The sequence below is a fragment of the Microlunatus antarcticus genome (genome assembly GCF_014193425.1).
Classification (GTDB): Bacteria; Actinomycetota; Actinomycetes; order Propionibacteriales; family Propionibacteriaceae; genus Microlunatus; species Microlunatus antarcticus.
The window spans coordinates 1,335,101-1,352,255 of sequence record NZ_JACHZG010000001.1; the positions used below are offsets into that span (position 1 = coordinate 1,335,101).

The 17,155-nt window shown below is 73.2% G+C and carries 20 protein-coding genes; 11 read left to right on the forward strand and 9 right to left on the reverse strand.

The genetic code is table 11. The annotated features are described in order from the left end of the window. Positions 1 to 7: 7 nt before the first annotated feature. The gene (locus tag FHX39_RS20990) at positions 8 to 421 is read right to left on the reverse strand and encodes an MFS transporter (protein WP_232530586.1); all 414 of its coding nucleotides are present in this window, start codon (positions 419 to 421) and stop codon (positions 8 to 10) included. 495 nt (positions 422 to 916) lie between these two features. Continuing rightward, positions 917 to 1,261 carry a hypothetical protein gene (locus FHX39_RS20995; protein WP_232530587.1) on the reverse strand — a complete coding sequence of 115 codons (345 nt, stop codon included), beginning with the start codon at positions 1,259 to 1,261 and terminating at the stop codon, positions 917 to 919. A gap of 59 nt (positions 1,262 to 1,320) precedes the next feature. On the opposite strand from FHX39_RS20995, the gene FHX39_RS06130 reads away from it, so the two are divergent. Then, positions 1,321 to 1,716 carry a VOC family protein gene (locus FHX39_RS06130; RefSeq protein ID WP_183337250.1) on the forward strand — a complete coding sequence of 132 codons (396 nt, stop codon included), beginning with the start codon at positions 1,321 to 1,323 and terminating at the stop codon, positions 1,714 to 1,716. Between the two features lie 23 nt (positions 1,717 to 1,739). Here FHX39_RS06130 and FHX39_RS06135 read toward each other — a convergent pair whose 3' ends face one another. Beyond that, on the reverse strand, positions 1,740 to 2,633 hold the full coding sequence (locus FHX39_RS06135; RefSeq protein WP_183337251.1) for an SDR family oxidoreductase: 894 nt from the start codon (positions 2,631 to 2,633) through the stop codon (positions 1,740 to 1,742). 87 nt (positions 2,634 to 2,720) lie between these two features. Here FHX39_RS06135 and FHX39_RS06140 point away from each other — a divergent pair, with 87 nt between their 5' ends. Both FHX39_RS06140 and FHX39_RS06145 read left to right on the forward strand, forming a co-directional pair. Further along, entirely contained in the window at positions 2,721 to 3,074 is a 354-nt protein-coding gene (locus FHX39_RS06140) for an ArsR/SmtB family transcription factor (RefSeq protein WP_332836693.1), read from the forward strand. Beyond that, on the forward strand, positions 3,071 to 3,787 hold the full coding sequence (locus tag FHX39_RS06145; RefSeq protein WP_183337252.1) for a cation transporter: 717 nt from the start codon (positions 3,071 to 3,073) through the stop codon (positions 3,785 to 3,787). Before FHX39_RS06140 ends, FHX39_RS06145 begins: the two co-directional genes overlap by 4 nt. Here FHX39_RS06145 and FHX39_RS06150 read toward each other — a convergent pair. Next, positions 3,784 to 4,284: an EVE domain-containing protein gene (locus FHX39_RS06150; protein ID WP_183337253.1), complete on the reverse strand. Its 501-nt coding sequence runs from the start codon at positions 4,282 to 4,284 to the stop codon at positions 3,784 to 3,786. The genes FHX39_RS06145 and FHX39_RS06150 overlap by 4 nt on opposite strands. A 79-nt stretch (positions 4,285 to 4,363) precedes the next feature. On the opposite strand from FHX39_RS06150, the gene FHX39_RS06155 reads away from it, so the two are divergent. After that, positions 4,364 to 5,140 (forward strand): ANTAR domain-containing protein, encoded by a 777-nt coding sequence (locus FHX39_RS06155; protein ID WP_183337254.1) that lies wholly within the window; start codon positions 4,364 to 4,366, stop codon positions 5,138 to 5,140. Positions 5,141 to 5,485: 345 nt separating this feature from the next. Here the strand turns inward: FHX39_RS06155 and FHX39_RS06160 are convergent, their stop codons facing one another. From FHX39_RS06160 to FHX39_RS06175, 4 genes are all read right to left on the reverse strand, one after another. After that, positions 5,486 to 6,229 (reverse strand): anti-sigma factor, encoded by a 744-nt coding sequence (locus tag FHX39_RS06160; protein ID WP_183337255.1) that lies wholly within the window; start codon positions 6,227 to 6,229, stop codon positions 5,486 to 5,488. Positions 6,230 to 6,240: 11 nt separating this feature from the next. Then, on the reverse strand, positions 6,241 to 6,858 hold the full coding sequence (gene sigK / locus FHX39_RS06165) for an ECF RNA polymerase sigma factor SigK (RefSeq protein ID WP_332836694.1): 618 nt from the start codon (positions 6,856 to 6,858) through the stop codon (positions 6,241 to 6,243). Between the two features lie 43 nt (positions 6,859 to 6,901). Further along, entirely contained in the window at positions 6,902 to 7,567 is a 666-nt protein-coding gene (locus tag FHX39_RS06170; RefSeq protein ID WP_183337257.1) for a fasciclin domain-containing protein, read from the reverse strand. A 181-nt stretch (positions 7,568 to 7,748) separates the two neighbouring features. Beyond that, positions 7,749 to 9,356, reverse strand: a complete 1,608-nt coding sequence (locus FHX39_RS06175) for a molybdopterin-dependent oxidoreductase (RefSeq protein WP_183337258.1) — start codon at positions 9,354 to 9,356, stop codon at positions 7,749 to 7,751. A gap of 178 nt (positions 9,357 to 9,534) precedes the next feature. On the opposite strand from FHX39_RS06175, the gene FHX39_RS06180 reads away from it, so the two are divergent. The 6 genes from FHX39_RS06180 to FHX39_RS06205 all read left to right on the forward strand — a co-directional run bounded on the left by FHX39_RS06180 (position 9,535) and on the right by FHX39_RS06205 (position 15,722). After that, a complete protein-coding gene (locus FHX39_RS06180) occupies positions 9,535 to 10,527 on the forward strand; it encodes a ParA family protein (RefSeq protein ID WP_183341016.1) in 993 nt (330 codons plus the stop codon). Further along, positions 10,518 to 11,372, forward strand: coding sequence for a segregation and condensation protein A (locus FHX39_RS06185; protein WP_183337259.1), 855 nt, complete (start codon positions 10,518 to 10,520; stop codon positions 11,370 to 11,372). Before FHX39_RS06180 ends, FHX39_RS06185 begins: the two co-directional genes overlap by 10 nt. Then, on the forward strand, positions 11,369 to 12,115 hold the full coding sequence (gene scpB, locus FHX39_RS06190; RefSeq protein WP_183337260.1) for an SMC-Scp complex subunit ScpB: 747 nt from the start codon (positions 11,369 to 11,371) through the stop codon (positions 12,113 to 12,115). Before FHX39_RS06185 ends, scpB begins: the two co-directional genes overlap by 4 nt. Next, on the forward strand, positions 12,112 to 12,903 hold the full coding sequence (locus FHX39_RS06195; RefSeq protein ID WP_183337261.1) for a pseudouridine synthase: 792 nt from the start codon (positions 12,112 to 12,114) through the stop codon (positions 12,901 to 12,903). Before scpB ends, FHX39_RS06195 begins: the two co-directional genes overlap by 4 nt. 17 nt (positions 12,904 to 12,920) lie before the next feature. Then, a complete protein-coding gene (gene pafA / locus FHX39_RS06200; RefSeq protein WP_183337262.1) occupies positions 12,921 to 14,294 on the forward strand; it encodes a Pup--protein ligase in 1,374 nt (457 codons plus the stop codon). A gap of 384 nt (positions 14,295 to 14,678) precedes the next feature. After that, complete coding sequence (locus FHX39_RS06205) at positions 14,679 to 15,722, forward strand: FKBP-type peptidyl-prolyl cis-trans isomerase (RefSeq protein WP_332836695.1); 1,044 nt, start codon at positions 14,679 to 14,681, stop codon at positions 15,720 to 15,722. Here the strand turns inward: FHX39_RS06205 and FHX39_RS06210 are convergent. Continuing rightward, positions 15,719 to 16,693, reverse strand: a complete 975-nt coding sequence (locus FHX39_RS06210; RefSeq protein WP_183337263.1) for a helix-turn-helix transcriptional regulator — start codon at positions 16,691 to 16,693, stop codon at positions 15,719 to 15,721. The genes FHX39_RS06205 and FHX39_RS06210 overlap by 4 nt on opposite strands. 93 nt (positions 16,694 to 16,786) lie before the next feature. Between FHX39_RS06210 and FHX39_RS06215 the strand changes: the two genes are divergently transcribed. Beyond that, the gene (locus FHX39_RS06215) at positions 16,787 to 17,152 is read left to right on the forward strand and encodes a VOC family protein (RefSeq protein WP_183337264.1); all 366 of its coding nucleotides are present in this window, start codon (positions 16,787 to 16,789) and stop codon (positions 17,150 to 17,152) included. The last annotated feature ends 3 nt before the right edge of the window (positions 17,153 to 17,155 follow it).

The window sequence follows — 17,155 nt, forward strand, 5'->3', positions numbered from 1 at the left end:
CCGTTCCTCAGGCGGTCCGGACGCGGCGCACGTGCCGCAGCGTGACGACCAGCAGGACCAGGGCCACCACCTGCGTGATCGCGACGACGGTCACGAGCGCCGGCAGCGACCGTTCGTAGAGGGCGCCGGCGGCGACGCCCCCGACGACCGCCGCGCCGCCCTGCACGGCAGCGAAGACCCCGTACGCGGAGGCGCGGGTCGGAGCGGGGACGAGGTCGGCGACGAGCGCCTTCACCGTCGAGTCCTGCACGCCCATGGCCGCGCCCCACAGCAGCACGCCCACCAGGACGGCGACCCCCGAGCCGGTGAACGCGAGCGGCGGCACGGCCGCGACGAGGAAGGGCAGGACGAGGAGCACCCGCCCCTTCACGCGGTCGTACGCCCACCCGGTGCCGAGCGCGGCGACCGCCTCGGCCGCCATCGCCGCGGGCGTAGACCAGCGGGACGGCCGCGAGCGGGACGACGTGCTCCCGGGTGAGGTGGAAGGAGATGACACCGAAGGTGACCAGCCCGGCCGTGGCCGCACCGGCCGCGGCGGCGAAGCGCCAGAAGGCGGTGGGGAGCCCGTCGCCGGGCCGCCACCAGCCCGAGCGCCGGGCGGCGGGTCCGGGGGCGACGCCCGTCGGGCTCGTACGTGGCACCGGCGGGGTGTCGGGCTGCCCGGTCCGGCGCCGGATCCAGCCGAGGACGACCAGGGCGGCGGCGCCCGGCACGACCAGCACGGCCAGGGCGGGCCACAGCGTCCCGGCGAGGGCGGCGACCCCGGCCACGAGCAGCGGTCCCGCGACGGCGCCCGCCTGGTCGAGGGCCTTGTGGACCGCGAAGCCGCGTCCGAGGCCGACCCCGCTGGCCGCGTGGGCCAGCAGCGCGGTCTTCGCCGGGCTCCGGACGGCCTTGCCGGTGCGTTCGGCGAGGATCAGGGCGCAGGCGAGGGCCAGGCCCGCGCCGCCGAGGAACGGGGTGACGGCGAGCGCCGGCACGCAGACCGCCTGATGCCGTAGCCGACCAGCGTCAGGGTCCAGTAACGACCGCTGCGGTCGGCCCAGCGCCCCGAGACCAGGCGCAGCACGAGGGCCATCGCCTCGCCGACCCCCGTGACCAGCCCCACCAGCACCGCCGACGCGCCGAGCGACGCGAGCAGCGGACCGGTGACGGACCGGGCGCCCTCGTAGACCATGTCGGCCGACAGGCTGACGACGCCGAAGCCGACCACGGCGCGCCACGGTGACCAGGACCCGGAGGGGCGCGCGCTGGTCACCACGGCGGTCACCGTACGTTCTCGGGCGACAGACACCGGACGACGGGCACGAGGAGAGACCGATGAGGCTGCACCACGTGCAGGTCGCCTGCGCACCCGGGACCGAGGACGAGGCCCGACGCTTCTACGGCACCGGGCTCGGGCTTTCCGAGGTCGAGAAGCCCGACGACCTCAAGGCCCGCGGCGGCGCGTGGTTCCGGGGGTACGACGCCACGGGCACCGTGACCGCCGAGGTCCACGTCGGCGTCGAGGACCCGTTCCTGCCCGCGCGCAAGGCGCACCCGGCACTGCAGTACGACAGCGTCGCCGAGCTCGAGGAGGTGGCGGCGCGGCTGCGCGGGCTGGGCTACGAGGTCGACTGGAGCCAGCGCCGCACCTTCGGAGGGAACGAGCGCTGCCACACGGCCGACGGGCAGGGGAACCGCGTCGAGCTCCTCGCCCCCGCCCCGCCGGCCTGAGGCCCTCGCCCTGACGACCCTGCCTAGGAGGCCTGCGCCCCGCCGGCCACGGTGAGGATCTCGCCGGTGACGTAGCTGGACTCCTGCGAGGCGAAGAAGACGTACGCCGGCGCGAGCTCGGCCGGCTGGCCCGCCCGGCCCAGCGGCGTGTCCTCGCCGTGGCCCTCGGCCCGCTCGACGGGCATGGTCGCCGGGATCAGCGGCGTCCAGATCGGCCCCGGGGCCACGGTGTTGACGCGGATGCCCTTCTCCGCCAGCTCGAGCGCGAGGCCCTTGGTGAAGTTGACGATCCCGGCCTTGGTCGTCGCGTAGTCGAGCAGCTCGGGCGAGGGCGAGAGCGCCTGCACGGACGACGAGTTGATGATCACCGACCCGGGCTGCAGGTGGGGGAGCGCGAACCTGCAGAGCCAGAACATGGCGTACAGGTTCGTCTTCATCACCCGGTCGAGCTGCTCGGTGGTGATGTCGGCGATGCCGCCGAGCTGCGCCATCTGGTAGGCGGCGTTGTTCACGAGGATGTCGATGCCGCCGAGCTCGGCGACCGCGGTGTCGACGATCGCCTGGCAGACCGCCTCGTCACGGATGTCTCCCGGGTGGCGCACGGCCTTGCGACCGGCGGCCTCGACCAGCCGGGCCGTCTCCGCCGCGTCCTCCTCCTCCTCGGGCAGATAGCTGATGAGGACGTCCGCGCCCTCGCGGGCGAAGGCGATCGCGACGGCCCGACCGATGCCGGAGTCGCCGCCGGTGATCACGGCCCGCTTGCCGGTCAGCCGGTCGCGACCGCGGTAGGACTCCTCGCCGTGGTCCGGGGTGTCGCGCATGTCCGCGGTCAGCCCGGGGTGGGCGATCTGGTCGTCGGTGTGCGCGGGCTGGTCGTGCTGCTCGGCGGGGTCGGTCGGCGTGGTCTGGTCGCTCATGGGGGTCACGTACCCGGGCCGACGCACGCCGAAGCGCTCCGCCGGTTCAGGAGTACCTGTATCCAGCGGACGCTGTACTGTCGGGCCGTGCAGCTCTCCACGTCCACCGACGCGCTCTCCCGCTTCGGCCACGCGTTGTCCGACCCCACCCGCGCCCGGGTGCTGCTGACGCTCCGGACGGGCCCGTCCTACCCGGCCGAGCTGGCCGACCTCCTCGGGGTGACGCGCCAGGCGATGTCGAACCACCTCGCCTGCCTGCGCGGCTGCGGCCTCGTCGTCGCGGTCCCCGAGGGCCGGAGGTCCCGCTACGAGCTGGCCGACGCCCGTCTGGTCAGCGCGCTGGGCGACCTCCTCGCGCTGGTGCTGGTCGTCGACCCCGACTGCTGCGGCGGCGAGGACGAGGCGGCCCCGACGGTGGCCGGGACGGAGGTCCACGCGTGACGACGCTGACGCTGGGTCCTTCGCCGGCCCGCCGCTCCCTGCTCGCCCGGCGGATCCGCTGGTTCGTCGCCGCCACCATCACCTACAACGTCGTCGAGGCGGTCGTCGCCCTGGCGGCCGGGACGCGGGCCTCGTCGAGCGCGCTGATCGGCTTCGGGCTCGACTCGGTCATCGAGGTCGCCTCGGCTGCCGCGGTCGCGTGGCAGTTCGCGGGGCGCGACCCCGAGGCGCGCGAGCAGACCGCGCTGCGCGTCATCGCCTTCTCGTTCTTCGGGCTCGCCGCCTTCGTCACCGTCGACGCGGTCCGGTCGCTGGTGGGCGGCGGCTCCACCGAGCACTCGACGGTCGGCCTCGTCCTGGCGGCGGTCAGCCTCGCCGTGATGCCGCTGCTCTCGTACGGGCAGCGCCGCACCGGGCGCGAGCTCGGGTCCCGCTCCGCCGTCGCCGACTCGAAGCAGACCCTGCTCTGCACGTACCTGTCGGCGGTGCTGCTGGTCGGGCTCGCGCTGAACAGCCTGCTGGGCTGGTCGTGGGCCGACCCGGTCGCCGCCCTGGTCATCGCCGCCGTCGCCGTCCGCGAGGGCCGCGAGGCCTGGCGGGGCGACAGCTGCTGCAGCCCGGCGTCGGCGCTGCACCCGGCCGCGGTCCCCGAGGAGCCGGCCTGCGCGTGCGGCCCGGGCTGCGCTGACGCCTGCTGCGCCTCCGGCCGCTAGCCCACCGGCGGAGGCGGCTCGGGCCAGTCGGGCAGCAGCTCGGTCAGCACCTCCAGCTGGTCCCGCGAGACCCAGGACGGGTTCGACCCCTGGGGCATGCGCTGGACCTCCAGGTCGGTCAGGCCCGCCGCGCGCAGGTCGGCCGCCGGGAGAGGCTGCTCCAGCAACGGCACGTCCACCCGTACGCGGGCCCGGAGGCCGCGCCGGGCGGTGTCGTCGAGCCACCAGCCCGCCTCGGCCTCGTCCCAGGGCTCGGCCTCCGCGACGACGTGCCCGAGCCCCCACACCCCGCGGGTCAGCCCGCCGGTGCCGGGTCCGGAGAGCCAGAAGACCACCGGGTCGCCCGGGCGCATCAGCGCGCTGCGGTAGCCGCGCCGCACCGACCAGGACGTCAGCCTGGTCTCGCCGTCGGCCAGGAACCGTCGCAGGTCCCACACGGCGGGGTTGGCCTTGAGCAGCCACGCACCCAGCGTCGTCCGGGTGATCGCCGGGGCCATCGGCGCCTCCTGGGGTCTCGTCGGTCCGCCGTGTCCGGGCGCGCACGACGTCCGCCCCGCCGCGCGGTAGGAAGGAACCATGGCACGGGTGTCCGCCGACGCGGAGGAGCCGTCCGGACGACGCGGCGCGGGTCCTCCGGGCAGCCTGGCCGCCGACTTCCTGGAGGCCGTCGGGCAGCAGATGGGCGACGGTCCGCTCACGCCCGGAGCCCTGGCGCGCGCGGTCGTCTCCCTGCTCCCGGTCGACGGGGCGGGGCTCGCCACGGTGACCGGTGAGCTCCGGCTGCCGCTGGCGGCGAGCACCGCCGCCGCCGAGGAGGCCGAGGAGCTCCAGACCACGCTGGGCGACGGGCCCTGCCTGGTCGCGGCGCAGACGGGGGCGCCGTGCGCGGCGGACCTGCCGGAGCTGCTGGAGCGGTGGCCGCTCTACGCCGAGGAGCTGACGCGGCGCACGCCGTACCGCTCGGTCGCGGCGCTCCCGCTGCCCAGCCCGGCCGGGGAGGTCTTCGCCGCGCTCGACCTCTACGCGGAGGACGCGGCGCTCAGCGCACACCTCGACCTGGACCTGGTCGCGGCAGCGGTCGCCGCACCGCTGGGCGCGCTGCTCGACCTCTGCCTGCGCCCCGTCCGCGACGCGGTCACCGAGGACGCGCTGCCCGAGTGGTACGCCGACGCGACCGCCCGGCGTCTCGACGTGTCGATCGCCATCGGCATGGTGATGGCGTCGTCGCACCGGTCGGTCGGTGACGCCCTCAGCGTGCTGCGGGGCCACGCGTACAGCCACGACCGTCAGCTCGACGACGTCGCGGAGGACGTCGTGCTGGGCCGGCTGCCGGTGGAGGACCTCGCGGGCTGAGCTCGACCCCGACGGTTCGGGGGAGCGTCGTGCGGGAGAGGAGAAGAGCGGCGAGAGGATGCTCGGGGGTTCATCCCCTCGCCGCTCAAGAGAGAACCTACGGCCTCCCGAAGCCCTGGGCACCCTCGCGTCGTGTCATCTAGCGGACACGACCAGAACTGGACAACTCGCGCTACGACCTTCCTGATCACCGGTCGGATGACTAAGTTGCTGAGAAGTACGTGATGGGAGTCTGAATCCCGCCCGACGATCGGGGGATCGTCGCGAGAGCAGACGCCTACGGGGCCGGCAGCCGTGGCTGCCGGCCCCGTGGCCTGTCCGCTGGGACCCGTCGGTGTGGACGGGTCAGAGGGTGACGACGCCCTGGACGTCGGTGGGCCGGTCCGCGCCGCCCACGTCCTCGATGGAGACGGCCACGCCGGTCGACTCCTGGATGGGCCCGTGGAACCACTGCGCCACGTTCGTGCCGGCCGGGACCAGGTTGTCCGCGGTCACGGCCTGGTCGCGCATCGTCCACAGCTCGTACGTCTTGCCGAGCCCCGGCGAGGGCAGGTGGCCCCCGACGAACAGGGCCCGGTTCTGGCTCTTGGAGACGACGAAGGACACCTGGGCGCCGTTGGCGAGCACCATCGGCACGATCCGTGCGTCCGGGGCCGCGAGAAGCGAGTTGTCCGCCGAGGGTCCGGCCACGGGTGCCTGCTGCTGGCGGGCGAGGGAGTAGACCGCACCACCGAGCGCGAGGGCCAGGACGGACACCGCGGCGACGAGCACCGACAGCACCCGGGCCCGACGGCTCGAGCGGCGCAGGGCGAGCTCGTCGACCTCCCGCGGACGCTCCTGGAGCACGTCCCCGTGGAGCGGCGGCAGCTGGTGGACGTCGGAGAGACCGCGCAGGATCGACGTGCGCAGGGCCGGCGGTGGGGGCGGCGCGGCGGCCAGCACCGACAGCCGCGGGGCGGTCTCGCAGAACTCGGCGACCTCGCGGCTGCAGGTCGAGCACACCGCGCGGTGCGCCTCGAACTCCTCGAGCTCGTCGGCCTCCAGCGCGTCGAGGACGTACGCCCCGGTGGCGCCATGGATCTCGTTCATCGTTCTTCCCCTCACGCCTCGACTCCCAGCGCGTCTCGTAGCCGGATCAGTCCGTCGCGGACCCGGGTCTTCACTGTGCCGAGCGGCAGCTCGAGGCGCGCGGCGATCTCGGTCTGGGTGAACCCGCCGAAGTAGGCCAGCGTGAGCGCCTCTCGCTGGATCGGCGTCAGCGACTCCAGGGCCTTGCGGACCCGGGCCGCCTCCATCCGCTGCTCGACGCCCTCCCACACGTGGTCGACCTCGCGGCCGATCCCGGTGACGGCGTAGTGCTCGTCGCGAGCCACCTCGCGGGTGACCGAGCGGACCCGGTCGACCGCGCGGCGGTGGGCCATCGTGGCGATCCAGGCCAGCGCCGACCCCTTGACGGAGTCGAAGCGCGCCGCCTGGCGCCACACCTCGGTGTAGACCTCCTGCGTCACCTCGGCCGCGTGGTCGGGGGAGCGCAGGACGCGCCAGACGATCCCGTAGACCCGACCCGAGGTCCGGTCGTAGAGCTCGGCGAAGGCGTCCTGGTCACCGCGCGCGGAGGAGTGGACGAGCTCGACGAGCTCAGCCGCCTCCCCCTCACGCGCGGAGGTGGGCTCCGGAGAGCCCGAGGGCCGGGAGTCGTCTCCCGGCCCCGTAGGCACCGCGTACAGCGTCATGCTCGGTCTGACCCGGTGCCTGGTGCGATCAGGACTTCGGCAGCAGGACGGTGTCGATGATGTAGACCGTCGCGTTGGCGGTCTGCACGTTGCCGCAGACGACCTTGGAGGTGCCGTCGACGGTGAAGTCCTCGCCGCTGCCGGTGACCTTGATGTCGGTCTTGGCGAGCGAGGTGTGGCTGCCGGCGAGGTCCGTCGGCGCCAGCTTCGGCGAGGTGACGTGACCGGTCAGGATGGCGGTGAGGGTCTTCTTGTCGGCGAGGACCTTCTTGAGGTCGGCGGCCGGGATCTTCTTGAAGGCGTCGTTCGTCGGCGCGAAGACGGTGATGTTCTCGGCGTTGTTCAGCGTGTCGACCAGGCCGGCGGCCTTGACCGCGGTGACGAGGGTGGACAGCGCCGGGTTGTTGCTGGCCGCCGTGGCGACCGGGTCCTGCGACATGCCGTCGAACGAGCCCTTGCCCGAGGTCGGGACGGCGGCGCAGCCGGAGCCGAAGGGGGCGCTCGCGTCGCTGGCCGAGGCCGAGGGGCTGGCGGCGCTGGAGGAGGGGGCGGCGGCGCTCGAGGACGGGGCGGCGGCGCTCGACGCGGGGGCCGCACCGGAGTCGGCGGTGTCGCCGCAGGCCGCGAGGCTCAGGGGGAACGCGACGACCGCGGCGAGGGCGGCGATCTTGGTGGCGGAAGACTTGAAGTTCATGATCGGCCTTTCTGAGGGCACGACGTGCGGGGCTCCTCGGATGGGCCCCACGGTGTTGACGCCTCCAGTTCGCCACCGCTCGGGAGGGGGATTGGTCACGGTTCAACCAATTTCTGACCAGGGCAAACGGATGCGGGCATGCCGAAAAACCTCCCGGAGGAGGTCGTGGGGCAGAGCTCTGCTACTCGCTGGTGAACTGGATCTGGTGCCAGCCGCGGGCGCCGTCGGGGAAGACCTTGGTGCGGGCCTCGGGCTGGGTCTCGCCCGTCGCGTCGGTCGCCCGGACGGTGGCGCTGTGGAGCCCCGCGTCCCCGGTGAAGGGGAGCGACCACTGCCGCCACAGGTCGAGGCCGGCGTCGACGGCGAGGTCGGCCTCCTGCCACGGTCCGTCGTCGATCTTGACCTCGACCTTGGTGATGCCGCGGTGCTGCGCCCAGGCGACGCCCGCGATCACGGGCTTGTCCTTCGGGATCGTGCTGAGCGACTTCGGCAGGTCGATCCGGCTCTGCGTCAGGATCGGTCCGTCGGTGGCCCACTTGCGCTCGGTCCAGTAGGCCGTGCGCTTGGCGTACGTCGTGAACTCGATCCGCTCGAGCCACTTGGTGTTGGCGACGAAGCCGAAGAGTCCCGGCACGATCATGCGGGCCGGGTAGCCGCGGGCGTCGGCCAGCGGCTGGCCGTCCAGGCCCACGGCGATCATGGCGTCGCGGCCGTCGCTGACCGCCTGGAGCGGCGTGGAGGCGGTGTAGCCGGAGTCGAGCGAGTACGAGTAGACCTGGTCGGCGCCGGCCTGCACCCCGACCTTCTCCAGGATCGCGCTGAAGGGCACGCCGAGCCACCGCCCGCTGCTCACGTACGAGCCGCCGACCTCGTTCGAGACGCACGTGAGGGTGATGTCGCGCTCGATCAGGGGCATCGCCAGCAGCTCGTCGTAGGTCAGGGTGAGCGGCGAGTCGACCATCCCGTCGATCGTCAGGCTCCAGCTCGAGGCGTCGATCTGCGGGGTGACGAGGCTGATGTCGACGCGGTAGAAGGAGTCGACCGGGGTGGTGAAGGGCGTCATGCCGGGGATCTGGGCGCCCGCGGGGAGCGGCGGGGCCGGTGAGGTCGGAGCCGGTAGGCCGGTACCCCGCCGGGCCAGGGCGCCGGCGCTGCGGACGCGGCCGACGACGACACCGCCACCGCCGGCGAGCGCGGCGACCAGGGCCGTGAGCCCGAGCGCGGCGAGGAAGCCGCGGCGACCGCCCGTCCCCGTCGTGGTGCCCGTCGTCGTGGTCGCCGTCGTGCTCGCGGTCGCGCTGGTGGGGGCGGACCTGGCCGACCGGGCGACGAGAAGGAGCAGCGCCGCCACGCCGGCCGCGCCGGCGACCAGCGACGGGACCGCGTCGAGCAGGTCCCCGCGGTAGACGGCGGTGCCGGCGCCGACGACGCCGAGGAGGGCGATCCCGACGAGCGCCACCCGGCGGTGCGACCAGGCGACCAGCCCGAGGACGGCGGCGAAGACCAGCAGCGCCACCCCCACGGCGCCGATGAGGACGGGCTTGTCGTAGTTGCCCAGCAGCCGCACCGCGAAGGTCTTGGCCGGCGTGGGCGCGGCGTCGATCAGGGCGGAGCCGACCGCGATGACCGGGGACGCGGTCGGGTTCACGAACGAGGCGACCAGGTGGCCGACGCCGACCGCGACGCCCGCGGCCACGACACCCGACGCCGCCCGCAGCGCCTTGCCCGGCACGCCGGGACCGCCCGGCGCGTCGGGGCCGGTGCGCGCGAGGACGGAGGGGGCGGTCATGGACCCAGTTCGTCATGGGCCCGTCCGCAGATTGGACGCCGCCGCTCCCGCTCCGGGCGGGTCGGGCGACCTGCCCGGGCGAGGAAGCGCTCGCCCGCCCGCCGGGAGGTCGCTCCTGTCCCGCCCCGTGAACTAGGGTTCGACGGAACTCAAGACGATCTCGGGAGCTGTGTCGATCATGGTGGACGCCCACGACGGGCCGCAGGCTCTGCCGGCCGACCCGCCGCCCTTCGACGCGGCGCTCCTCGGTGCCCCGGACGAGGACGGCGACGCGCTCTTCGCGAGCCCGCGCCCGCCCGCCCCGGACCTCTCGACGGCCGGGCTGCCGGAGGCCGAGCTCGGCCCGACCGGTCGGCCGTGGCCCACGCTGGGCGACCCGCCGCCGCTGACCGACCCGCGACCGCCCGCGATGGTGATCGCCGTGTGCAACCAGAAGGGCGGGGTCGGCAAGACGACGACCACCATCACCCTGGGCGCGGCCCTCGCCGAGCTGGGCCGACGCGTGCTGCTCGTCGACTTCGACCCGCAGGGCTCGCTCTCGGTCGGGCTGGGCGTCAACCCGCACACGCTCGAGCACAGCATCTACAACCTGCTGCTGACGAAGGACGTCGCGATCACCGACGTCATCGACCGGACCGGCACCGAGGGCGTCGACCTGCTGCCCAGCAACATCGACCTCGCTGCCGCCGAGCTCCAGCTGGTCAGCGAGGTCGCGCGCGAGCAGACGCTGTCGCGGGTGCTCCGGCAGGTCAAGGGCGACTACGACGTGATCCTCGTCGACTGCGCGCCCTCGTTGGGCCTGCTCACCATCAACGCGCTCACCGCGGCCGACTGGGTGCTGATGCCCCTGGAGTGCGAGTTCTTCGCGCTGCGGGGGATCGCGCTGCTCGCCGACACCGTCAGCAAGGTGCAGGACCGGCTCAACCCCGACCTGAAGGTGCTTGGCATCCTCGGCACGATGTACGACCCGCGCACGCTGCACAGCCGCGAGGTCCTCGACCGGGTCGTGCAGGCCTTCGGCGACCAGGTGTTCCACACCGTCATCCGGCGGACGGTCAAGTTCCCCGAGACCACCGTCGCGGGGGAGCCGATCACCAGCTACGCCAGCTCGTCGCCGGGTGCGGCGTCGTACCGGATGCTCGCCCGCGAGGTGCTCGACCGGTGCCGGTGACGTCGGACGGGCCGCCGCGTCCCTCCGAGCGCGGGTCCTTCGACGTCCACCTGACGAACTTCGACGGCCCCTTCGACCTGCTGCTGCAGCTGATCGGTCGCCGCCAGCTCGACATCACCGAGGTCGCCCTGTCGCAGGTGACCGACGACTTCATCGCCCACCTCAAGGCCGCCGGCAGCTCGTGGGACCTCGACCAGACGACCGAGTTCGTCGTCGTCGCGGCCACGCTGCTCGACCTCAAGGCCGCCCGGCTCATCCCCTCGGGCGAGGTCGAGGACCCCGAGGACCTGGCGCTGCTCGAGGCCCGTGACCTGCTCTTCGCGCGGCTGCTCGCGTACCGGGCCTTCAAGCAGGTGGCGGGCTGGCTGGAGCGGACCCTGGCCGAGCAGTCGTTGCGGTCCCCGCGGGCGGCGGGGCTGGAGCCGCAGTTCGCCCGGCTGCTGCCCGAGGTCGTGCTGACGATCACGCCCGAGGCCTTCGCGGCGCTCGCCGCCCGCGCCATGGCGCCCCGGGTCGCGGAGGTGCTGTCGCTGGCCCACCTGCACGCGCCGGCGGTCAGCGTGACCGAGCAGGCCGGGGTGCTCGTGGACCGGCTGCGGCGTACGCGGGTGGCGACGTTCCGGGCGCTGACCGGCGACGCCGACCGGCTGACCACCGTCGCCCGGTTCCTCGCGCTGCTGGAGCTGTTCCGCGAGGGTGCCGTGGCCTTCGAGCAGGTCACCGCCCTGGGCGAGCTGACCGTACGCTGGACGGGAGCCGACTCCGGCGACCTCGCCATCTCCGACGAGTTCGACGAGACCACCGACGACGCCGACGACACCCCCGACGAGGACCGCCCCGCATGACCGAGCCCGATCTGCCGATCGCCGCGGTGCCGACGGCCGCCGAGATCTCGGGCGCTCTCGAGGCCCTGCTGCTGATGGCCGACGAGCCGATGACCGAGCTCGTGCTGGCCGAGGCGGTGGGGGCGCCGGAGACGGTGACGCGCGAGGCGCTCGAGGCACTGGCCACGTTCTACGACGAGACCGGCCGCGGCTTCGAGCTGCGCCGGGTGGGCGGCGGCTGGCGCTACTGGACCCGGGTCGAGCACGCCGGGGTCATCGCCGCGCACGTCGTCGCGGGGCAGAACGCCAAGCTCTCGCAGGCCGCGCTGGAGACCCTCGCGGTGATCGCCTACCAGCAGCCGGTCTCCCGGGGTCGGGTCGCGGCGATCCGTGGGGTCAACGTGGACGGCGTCATCCGGACCCTGCTCGCGCGCGACCTGGTCGAGGAGGCGGGCCACGACGTCGACACCGGCGCCGCCGTCTTCGCCACGACGCAGCTGTTCCTGCAGAAGATGGGGCTGGTCGGTCTGGACGACCTGCCGCCCCTCGCGCCGCACCTACCCGACGTCGAGGACCTCGAGGCCGAGCTGTCGGCGCTCGCGGCCCCGGTCGTCGAGCTCGTGCCGGAGCCCGTTCCCACCGCGGACCCCTGGACCGACCACCAGAACGACCCCGAGACCGACCACCAGAACGACAGCGTGCCCGCCGGGCAGGACGCATCAGCAGCAGTGCCCGCCGGGCAGGACGAGGAGGTGAGGGCATGAGCCCTCGCAAGCAGGGCGGCTCCGCCGCCGAGGAGCCCGAGGGCCAGCGGCTGCAGAAGGTGCTGGCCCAGGCGGGCCTCGCCTCGCGCCGGGCCTCCGAGATCATGATCGACCAGGGCCGCGTCGAGGTGAACGGCCGCGTCGTCTCCGAGCAAGGTCGCCGCGTCGACCCCGAGCGCGACGTGATCCGCGTCGACGGCTCGCGCATCCCGCCGCCCCGGCGGCACCGCTACATCGTGCTGAACAAGCCGCGGGGCGTCGTCTCCACGCTGCACGACCCGGAGGGCCGCCCGACGATCGCGGACGCCGTCGTCGAGTCCGGGGCGAGCCACGCGCTGCTCAAGGAGCGGCTGTTCCACGTCGGTCGCCTGGACACCGAGACCGAGGGCCTGATCATCCTCACCAACGACGGCGACTTCGGGCACAAGCTCTCGCACCCGAGCTTCGAGATCGACAAGACCTACCTGGCCGAGGTCGAGGGCATCGTCAACTCCGTGACGATGCAGCGGCTGCGTGACGGCATCACCCTCGACGACGGCCCCGTCCGCCCGCGCGGGCTCAAGGTCGTCTCGACGGTCGGCGGCAAGTCGCTCGTGCGGCTCACGCTCCACGAGGGCCGCAACCACATCGTGCGCCGTACGATGGAGCACGTCGGGCACCCGGTCCGGCAGCTGTCCCGGATCGGCATCGGACCGGTGCGGCTCGGCACCCTCAAGGTGGGCCAGATCCGCGACCTCACCTCCGAGGAGCTGGGCGCGCTGCTGGACCTCGTCGACGACGGGTCCTAGGGAGGGCTGCCCGGTCCATGGATCGCCGCATCTACGGGTTGGAGACCGAGTACGGGGTCGCCTGCACGTCCGGGGGGACGCGCCGGCTGACGCCGGACGAGGTCGCGCGCTACCTGTTCCGCCGGGTCGTGACCTGGGGCCGCAGCAGCAACGTGTTCCTGCGCAACGGCTCGCGGATCTACCTCGACGTCGGCTCCCACCCGGAGTACGCGACGGCCGAGTGCGACGACCTGGTCCAGCTGATCAACCACGACCGGGCCGGCGAGCGGATCCTCGAGGACCTGATCGTCGACGCCGAGCAGCGGCTCGCCAGCGAGAACATCGCCGGTGACATCTACCTGTTCAAGAACAACACCGACAGCCACGGCAACAGCTACGGCTGCCACGAGAACTACCTGATCAGCCGCATCGGCGACTTCTCCAAGATCACCGACGTCCTCGTGCCGTTCCTGGTGTCGCGCCAGCTCATCTGCGGCGCCGGGAAGGTGCTGACGACGGCGCGCGGGGCCGAGTTCAGCATCAGCCAGCGCGCCGAGCACATCTGGGAGAGCGTCTCCTCGGCGACGACCCGCAGCCGCCCGATCATCAACACCCGCGACGAGCCGCACGCCGACCCCGAGCGCTACCGGCGCCTGCACGTCATCGTCGGCGACTCGAACATGAGTGAGACGACGACGCTGCTCAAGGTCGGTTCCGCCGAGCTCGTGCTGCGCCTGATCGAGGCCGGCGTGCCCATGCGCGACCTCACCCTCGACAACCCGATCCGCGCGATCCGCGACATGAGCCGCGACCGTACGGGCCAGGTGAAGGTCAGCCTGAGCAACGGCCGCCGCATCTCCGCGCTCGAGCTGCAGACCGAGTACTACGAGAAGGTCGCCGAGTTCGTCGCCCGCGAGAGCCTGCGGACCCCGACGGTCGACCGCGTCCTCGACCTGTGGGAGCGCGCCCTGCGCGCGGTCGGCGAGGACAAGCTGGAGCTGATCGACACCGAGATCGACTGGGCGATCAAGCTCAAGCTGATCGACCGCTACTCGGCGAAGCACGACCTGAGCCTCGCCGACCCGCGCATCGCCCAGATCGACCTCGCCTACCACGACATCCGGCGGGGTCGGGGTCTGTTCTCCATCCTCGAGGCCCGCGGTGCCGCGGCCCGCGTCACGACCGAGCCGGCCGTGTTCCGGGCGAAGTCCATCCCGCCGCAGACCACGCGGGCCAAGCTGCGCGGCGACTTCATTCGCGCCGCCCAGGACTGCCGCAGCGACTACACGGTCGACTGGGTGCACCTCAAGCTCAACGACCAGGCCCAGCGCACGGTCCTGTGCAAGGACCCCTTCGTCGCGACCGACGAGCGGGTGGATCGGTTGATCGCGAGCATGCGCCGCTCGTACTAGCCGCTTCTGCTCCCTAGCAGGTTCTGCCCCCGTGGTTCTGGCCAGGGCTGCCCTGTAATGACGTCTTCAGACCAATGACGGCGCATGCGGCCGCCGGCGCCACGCCTGTACGCGGTTTCCACGTAGCGGTCTGAAGACGCGCGATCGGCAGCCGCCCTGCGGTGACGTCTTCAGACCGACGACGGCAGTCTGGCCGCCGGCGCCACCCCTGTACGCGGTTTTCCCGCAGTGGTCTGAAGACGCGCGGTCGGCGCGGGCGAGTGCGCGCGAACCGCGACGACTCGCTCTCGTGGCTCACGATCTGCGCGCACTCGACGTCGCCCGCCTCGGCGCGCGGTCTCTGATGAACCCGGTTGCACAGATTCACCCCTGTAATCTCGCCCGGTGCGAAATCGACGTGTCCCCCTGACCCGCGCCCTCGTCGGCGTCGGGCTCAGCGCCGTCCTGCTGGGTCTCGGCGCGTGCGGGTCGGGCGACGACCCCGCCGCCTCGGCGAGCCCGTCGCCGTCCGCCGCGGCCTCCGACACCGCGAGCGCGAGCCCGTCCGCCTCGGCGTCGGCGAGCCCCAGCGCGGCCCCGGTCACCGCGTCGAAGAACTTCGACGCGGTCAAGGTCGAGGGCGCGTACGGCAAGTCCCCGACGGTGACGATCAAGTCGCCGTGGGCGATCGACCAGACCCGCGCCGAGGTGCTGCAGCCCAACACCAAGGGTGCGGTCGTGCAGCCGGGGTCGACCGTCGAGGTCAACTACTACGGCGTGAACGGGCGTACGGGCAAGAAGTTCGACGACTCCTTCAGCCGCGGGCAGTCCATCGCGTTCCCGCTCGACCAGGTCGTCCCCGGCTTCAGCAAGGGCCTGCAGGGTCAGCACCAGGGCAGCCGCGTCGTCATCGCGATGCCCGGCTCCGACGGCTACGACTCGAGCGGAGGGAGCCCGCAGGCCGGGATCAACGTCGGGGACACGCTCGTCTTCGTCGTGGACATCGTGGCCGTCCCGCTGACCGGTCCCGTCGGCACCGCGGTGACCCCGAAGGCCGGCCTGCCGACCGTGGCCGAGACCGACGGCAAGCCGGTCGTCACGGTCCCGAAGACCGACCCGCCGACCTCCGTCGTCGTCCAGCCGCTGATCGAGGGCAAGGGCAAGGCCGTCGGGGCGGCCGACTCGGTCACCATCAACTACCAGTGGGTCGACTGGAGCACCGGCGAGGTCCTGGAGCAGACGTACGGCGCGAAGCCCGCGACCGCCGCCCTGGCCTCCCTCGTCCCCGGCCTGCAGAAGGGCCTGGTCGGCCAGAAGGTCGGCAGCCGCGTCCTCGTCGTCGTCCCGCCGGCCGAGGGCTACCCGCAGGGCAATGCGACCCCGAAGGTCAACCCGGGCGACACGCTCGTCTTCGTGGTCGACGTGCTCTTCACCTCCAGCGCGAGCTAGACCGGCTGCCCCGCCGCGGGATCGCGGTGGCGGGCGGCGAGGTCGGACGCCAGCGCGTGGACCCGACGGCGGGCCTCCGGGGGGCCGAGCACCTCGACGTGGTCGCCGAGCTGGAGCAGCTGGCGGACGGCCTCGACCTCCTCGTACCGGACCGTCGCGTGGCACCACGTGTCGTCCTGGGGCCGCACCTCGCTCAGCCGGGAGCCTAGGACGCGGCGGGCGAGGTCCAGCCGGCTGCGTCGGAGCCGGACCTCGACGGCCACGTCCCGGACCCGCTCGACCCCGGCCGCGAGACCGGCCCAGACCCGCGCCAACGTCTGCCCCGGCCGGAGCTGCGCCGGGTCGGGCAGCACCGCGTACGAGGCGAGGCGCTCGACCGCGAACATCCGCGGATCGCCCTCGACGTCCGCGACGAGGTACCAGCGGCCCGCCTTGACCGCCAGCCCGTACGGGTCGACCACGACCGTGGTCGGGTCGCTCGTGCCGCTGCGTCGGTAGACGAGCCCGAGCCGCCGGCCGGTCCGGAGGTCCGTCGCCAGGTCGGCCACCACGACGTCAGCGGTGCTCGGCGAGGACAGCCAGGCGGTGCTGTCCGCGACCACCAACCCGCTCAGCGGGGCCGTACCTCCCGGTCCCGACCCTCGGCGGGCGGCGAGCTTGCGATCTGCCTGCTCGGCCGCCGCGGCCAGCCCGAGCTGCTCCAGGCCGGCGTGGTCGAGGCCGGTGAGCAGCAGCGCGTCGATCTCGGTGGGGTCGAGGTGGGAGGCGTTCAGGCGGGCACCCGGGAGCAGGACGATCCCGCCGTGGCGGCCACGTTCCGCGTAGACGGGCACGCCGGCCTCGGACAGCGCCTCCACGTCGCGCAGGACGGTCCGGCGCGACACCTCGAGGCGTTCGGCGAGCTCGCCGGTGGTCATCCGCTGGTGCGTCTGCAGGAGCAGCAGCAGGGTCAGGAGGCGGGAGGCCTTCACGGTCCCATCCTGTCGGAAAAAGGTGACAGGTCCTGTCGCGATGGGTCGGTGGGGTGAGGGGCACGGCAGTCAGCCAACCCACGAGGAGCCCCGATGCCCGCACCCAACCTGTTCCTGGTCTACGTCCGGGACGCCGAGGCCGCCACGGTCTTCTACGGCGACCTGTTCGAGATCCGGCCGTCCTTCACCAGCCCCCGCTACGTCGCGTTCGCGGTGGCGCCCGGCGTCCTGTTCGCGGTGTGGACCGGTCGCCCCGAGCACGCCGTGCCGAGCACCCCGCGGACCAGCGAGGTGGGGCTGATGGTCCCGGGCTCGGCCGACGCGGTCGACGACCTCTTCGCCCGGTGGAGCGCGAAGGGCGTCACGGTCGTCGAGCCGCCGCACGACGACGTGTTCGGCCGCACCTTCGTCGTCGCCGATCCCGACGGGAACCTCGTCCGGGTGTCGCCGACCGACTGACCT

Bases quoted from the DNA above. Each gene is read 5' to 3' on its own strand.
- FHX39_RS20990 (WP_232530586.1), bottom strand. From the start codon at position 421: ATGGCGGCCGAGGCGGTCGCCGCGCTCGGCACCGGGTGGGCGTACGAC.
- FHX39_RS06155 (WP_183337254.1), top strand. From the start codon at position 4,364: ATGGCACGGGTGTCCGCCGACGCGGAGGAGCCGTCCGGACGACGCGGC.
- FHX39_RS06180 (WP_183341016.1), top strand. From the start codon at position 9,535: ATGGTGGACGCCCACGACGGGCCGCAGGCTCTGCCGGCCGACCCGCCG.
- pafA (WP_183337262.1), top strand. From the start codon at position 12,921: ATGGATCGCCGCATCTACGGGTTGGAGACCGAGTACGGGGTCGCCTGC.
- FHX39_RS06150 (WP_183337253.1), bottom strand. From the start codon at position 4,284: ATGGCCCCGGCGATCACCCGGACGACGCTGGGTGCGTGGCTGCTCAAG.
- FHX39_RS06175 (WP_183337258.1), bottom strand. From the start codon at position 9,356: ATGACCGCCCCCTCCGTCCTCGCGCGCACCGGCCCCGACGCGCCGGGC.
- scpB (WP_183337260.1), top strand. From the start codon at position 11,369: ATGACCGAGCCCGATCTGCCGATCGCCGCGGTGCCGACGGCCGCCGAG.
- FHX39_RS06160 (WP_183337255.1), bottom strand. From the start codon at position 6,229: ATGAACGAGATCCATGGCGCCACCGGGGCGTACGTCCTCGACGCGCTG.
- FHX39_RS06170 (WP_183337257.1), bottom strand. From the start codon at position 7,567: ATGAACTTCAAGTCTTCCGCCACCAAGATCGCCGCCCTCGCCGCGGTC.
- FHX39_RS06195 (WP_183337261.1), top strand. From the start codon at position 12,112: ATGAGCCCTCGCAAGCAGGGCGGCTCCGCCGCCGAGGAGCCCGAGGGC.
- FHX39_RS06215 (WP_183337264.1), top strand. From the start codon at position 16,787: ATGCCCGCACCCAACCTGTTCCTGGTCTACGTCCGGGACGCCGAGGCC.
- FHX39_RS06130 (WP_183337250.1), top strand. From the start codon at position 1,321: ATGAGGCTGCACCACGTGCAGGTCGCCTGCGCACCCGGGACCGAGGAC.
- FHX39_RS06135 (WP_183337251.1), bottom strand. From the start codon at position 2,633: ATGAGCGACCAGACCACGCCGACCGACCCCGCCGAGCAGCACGACCAG.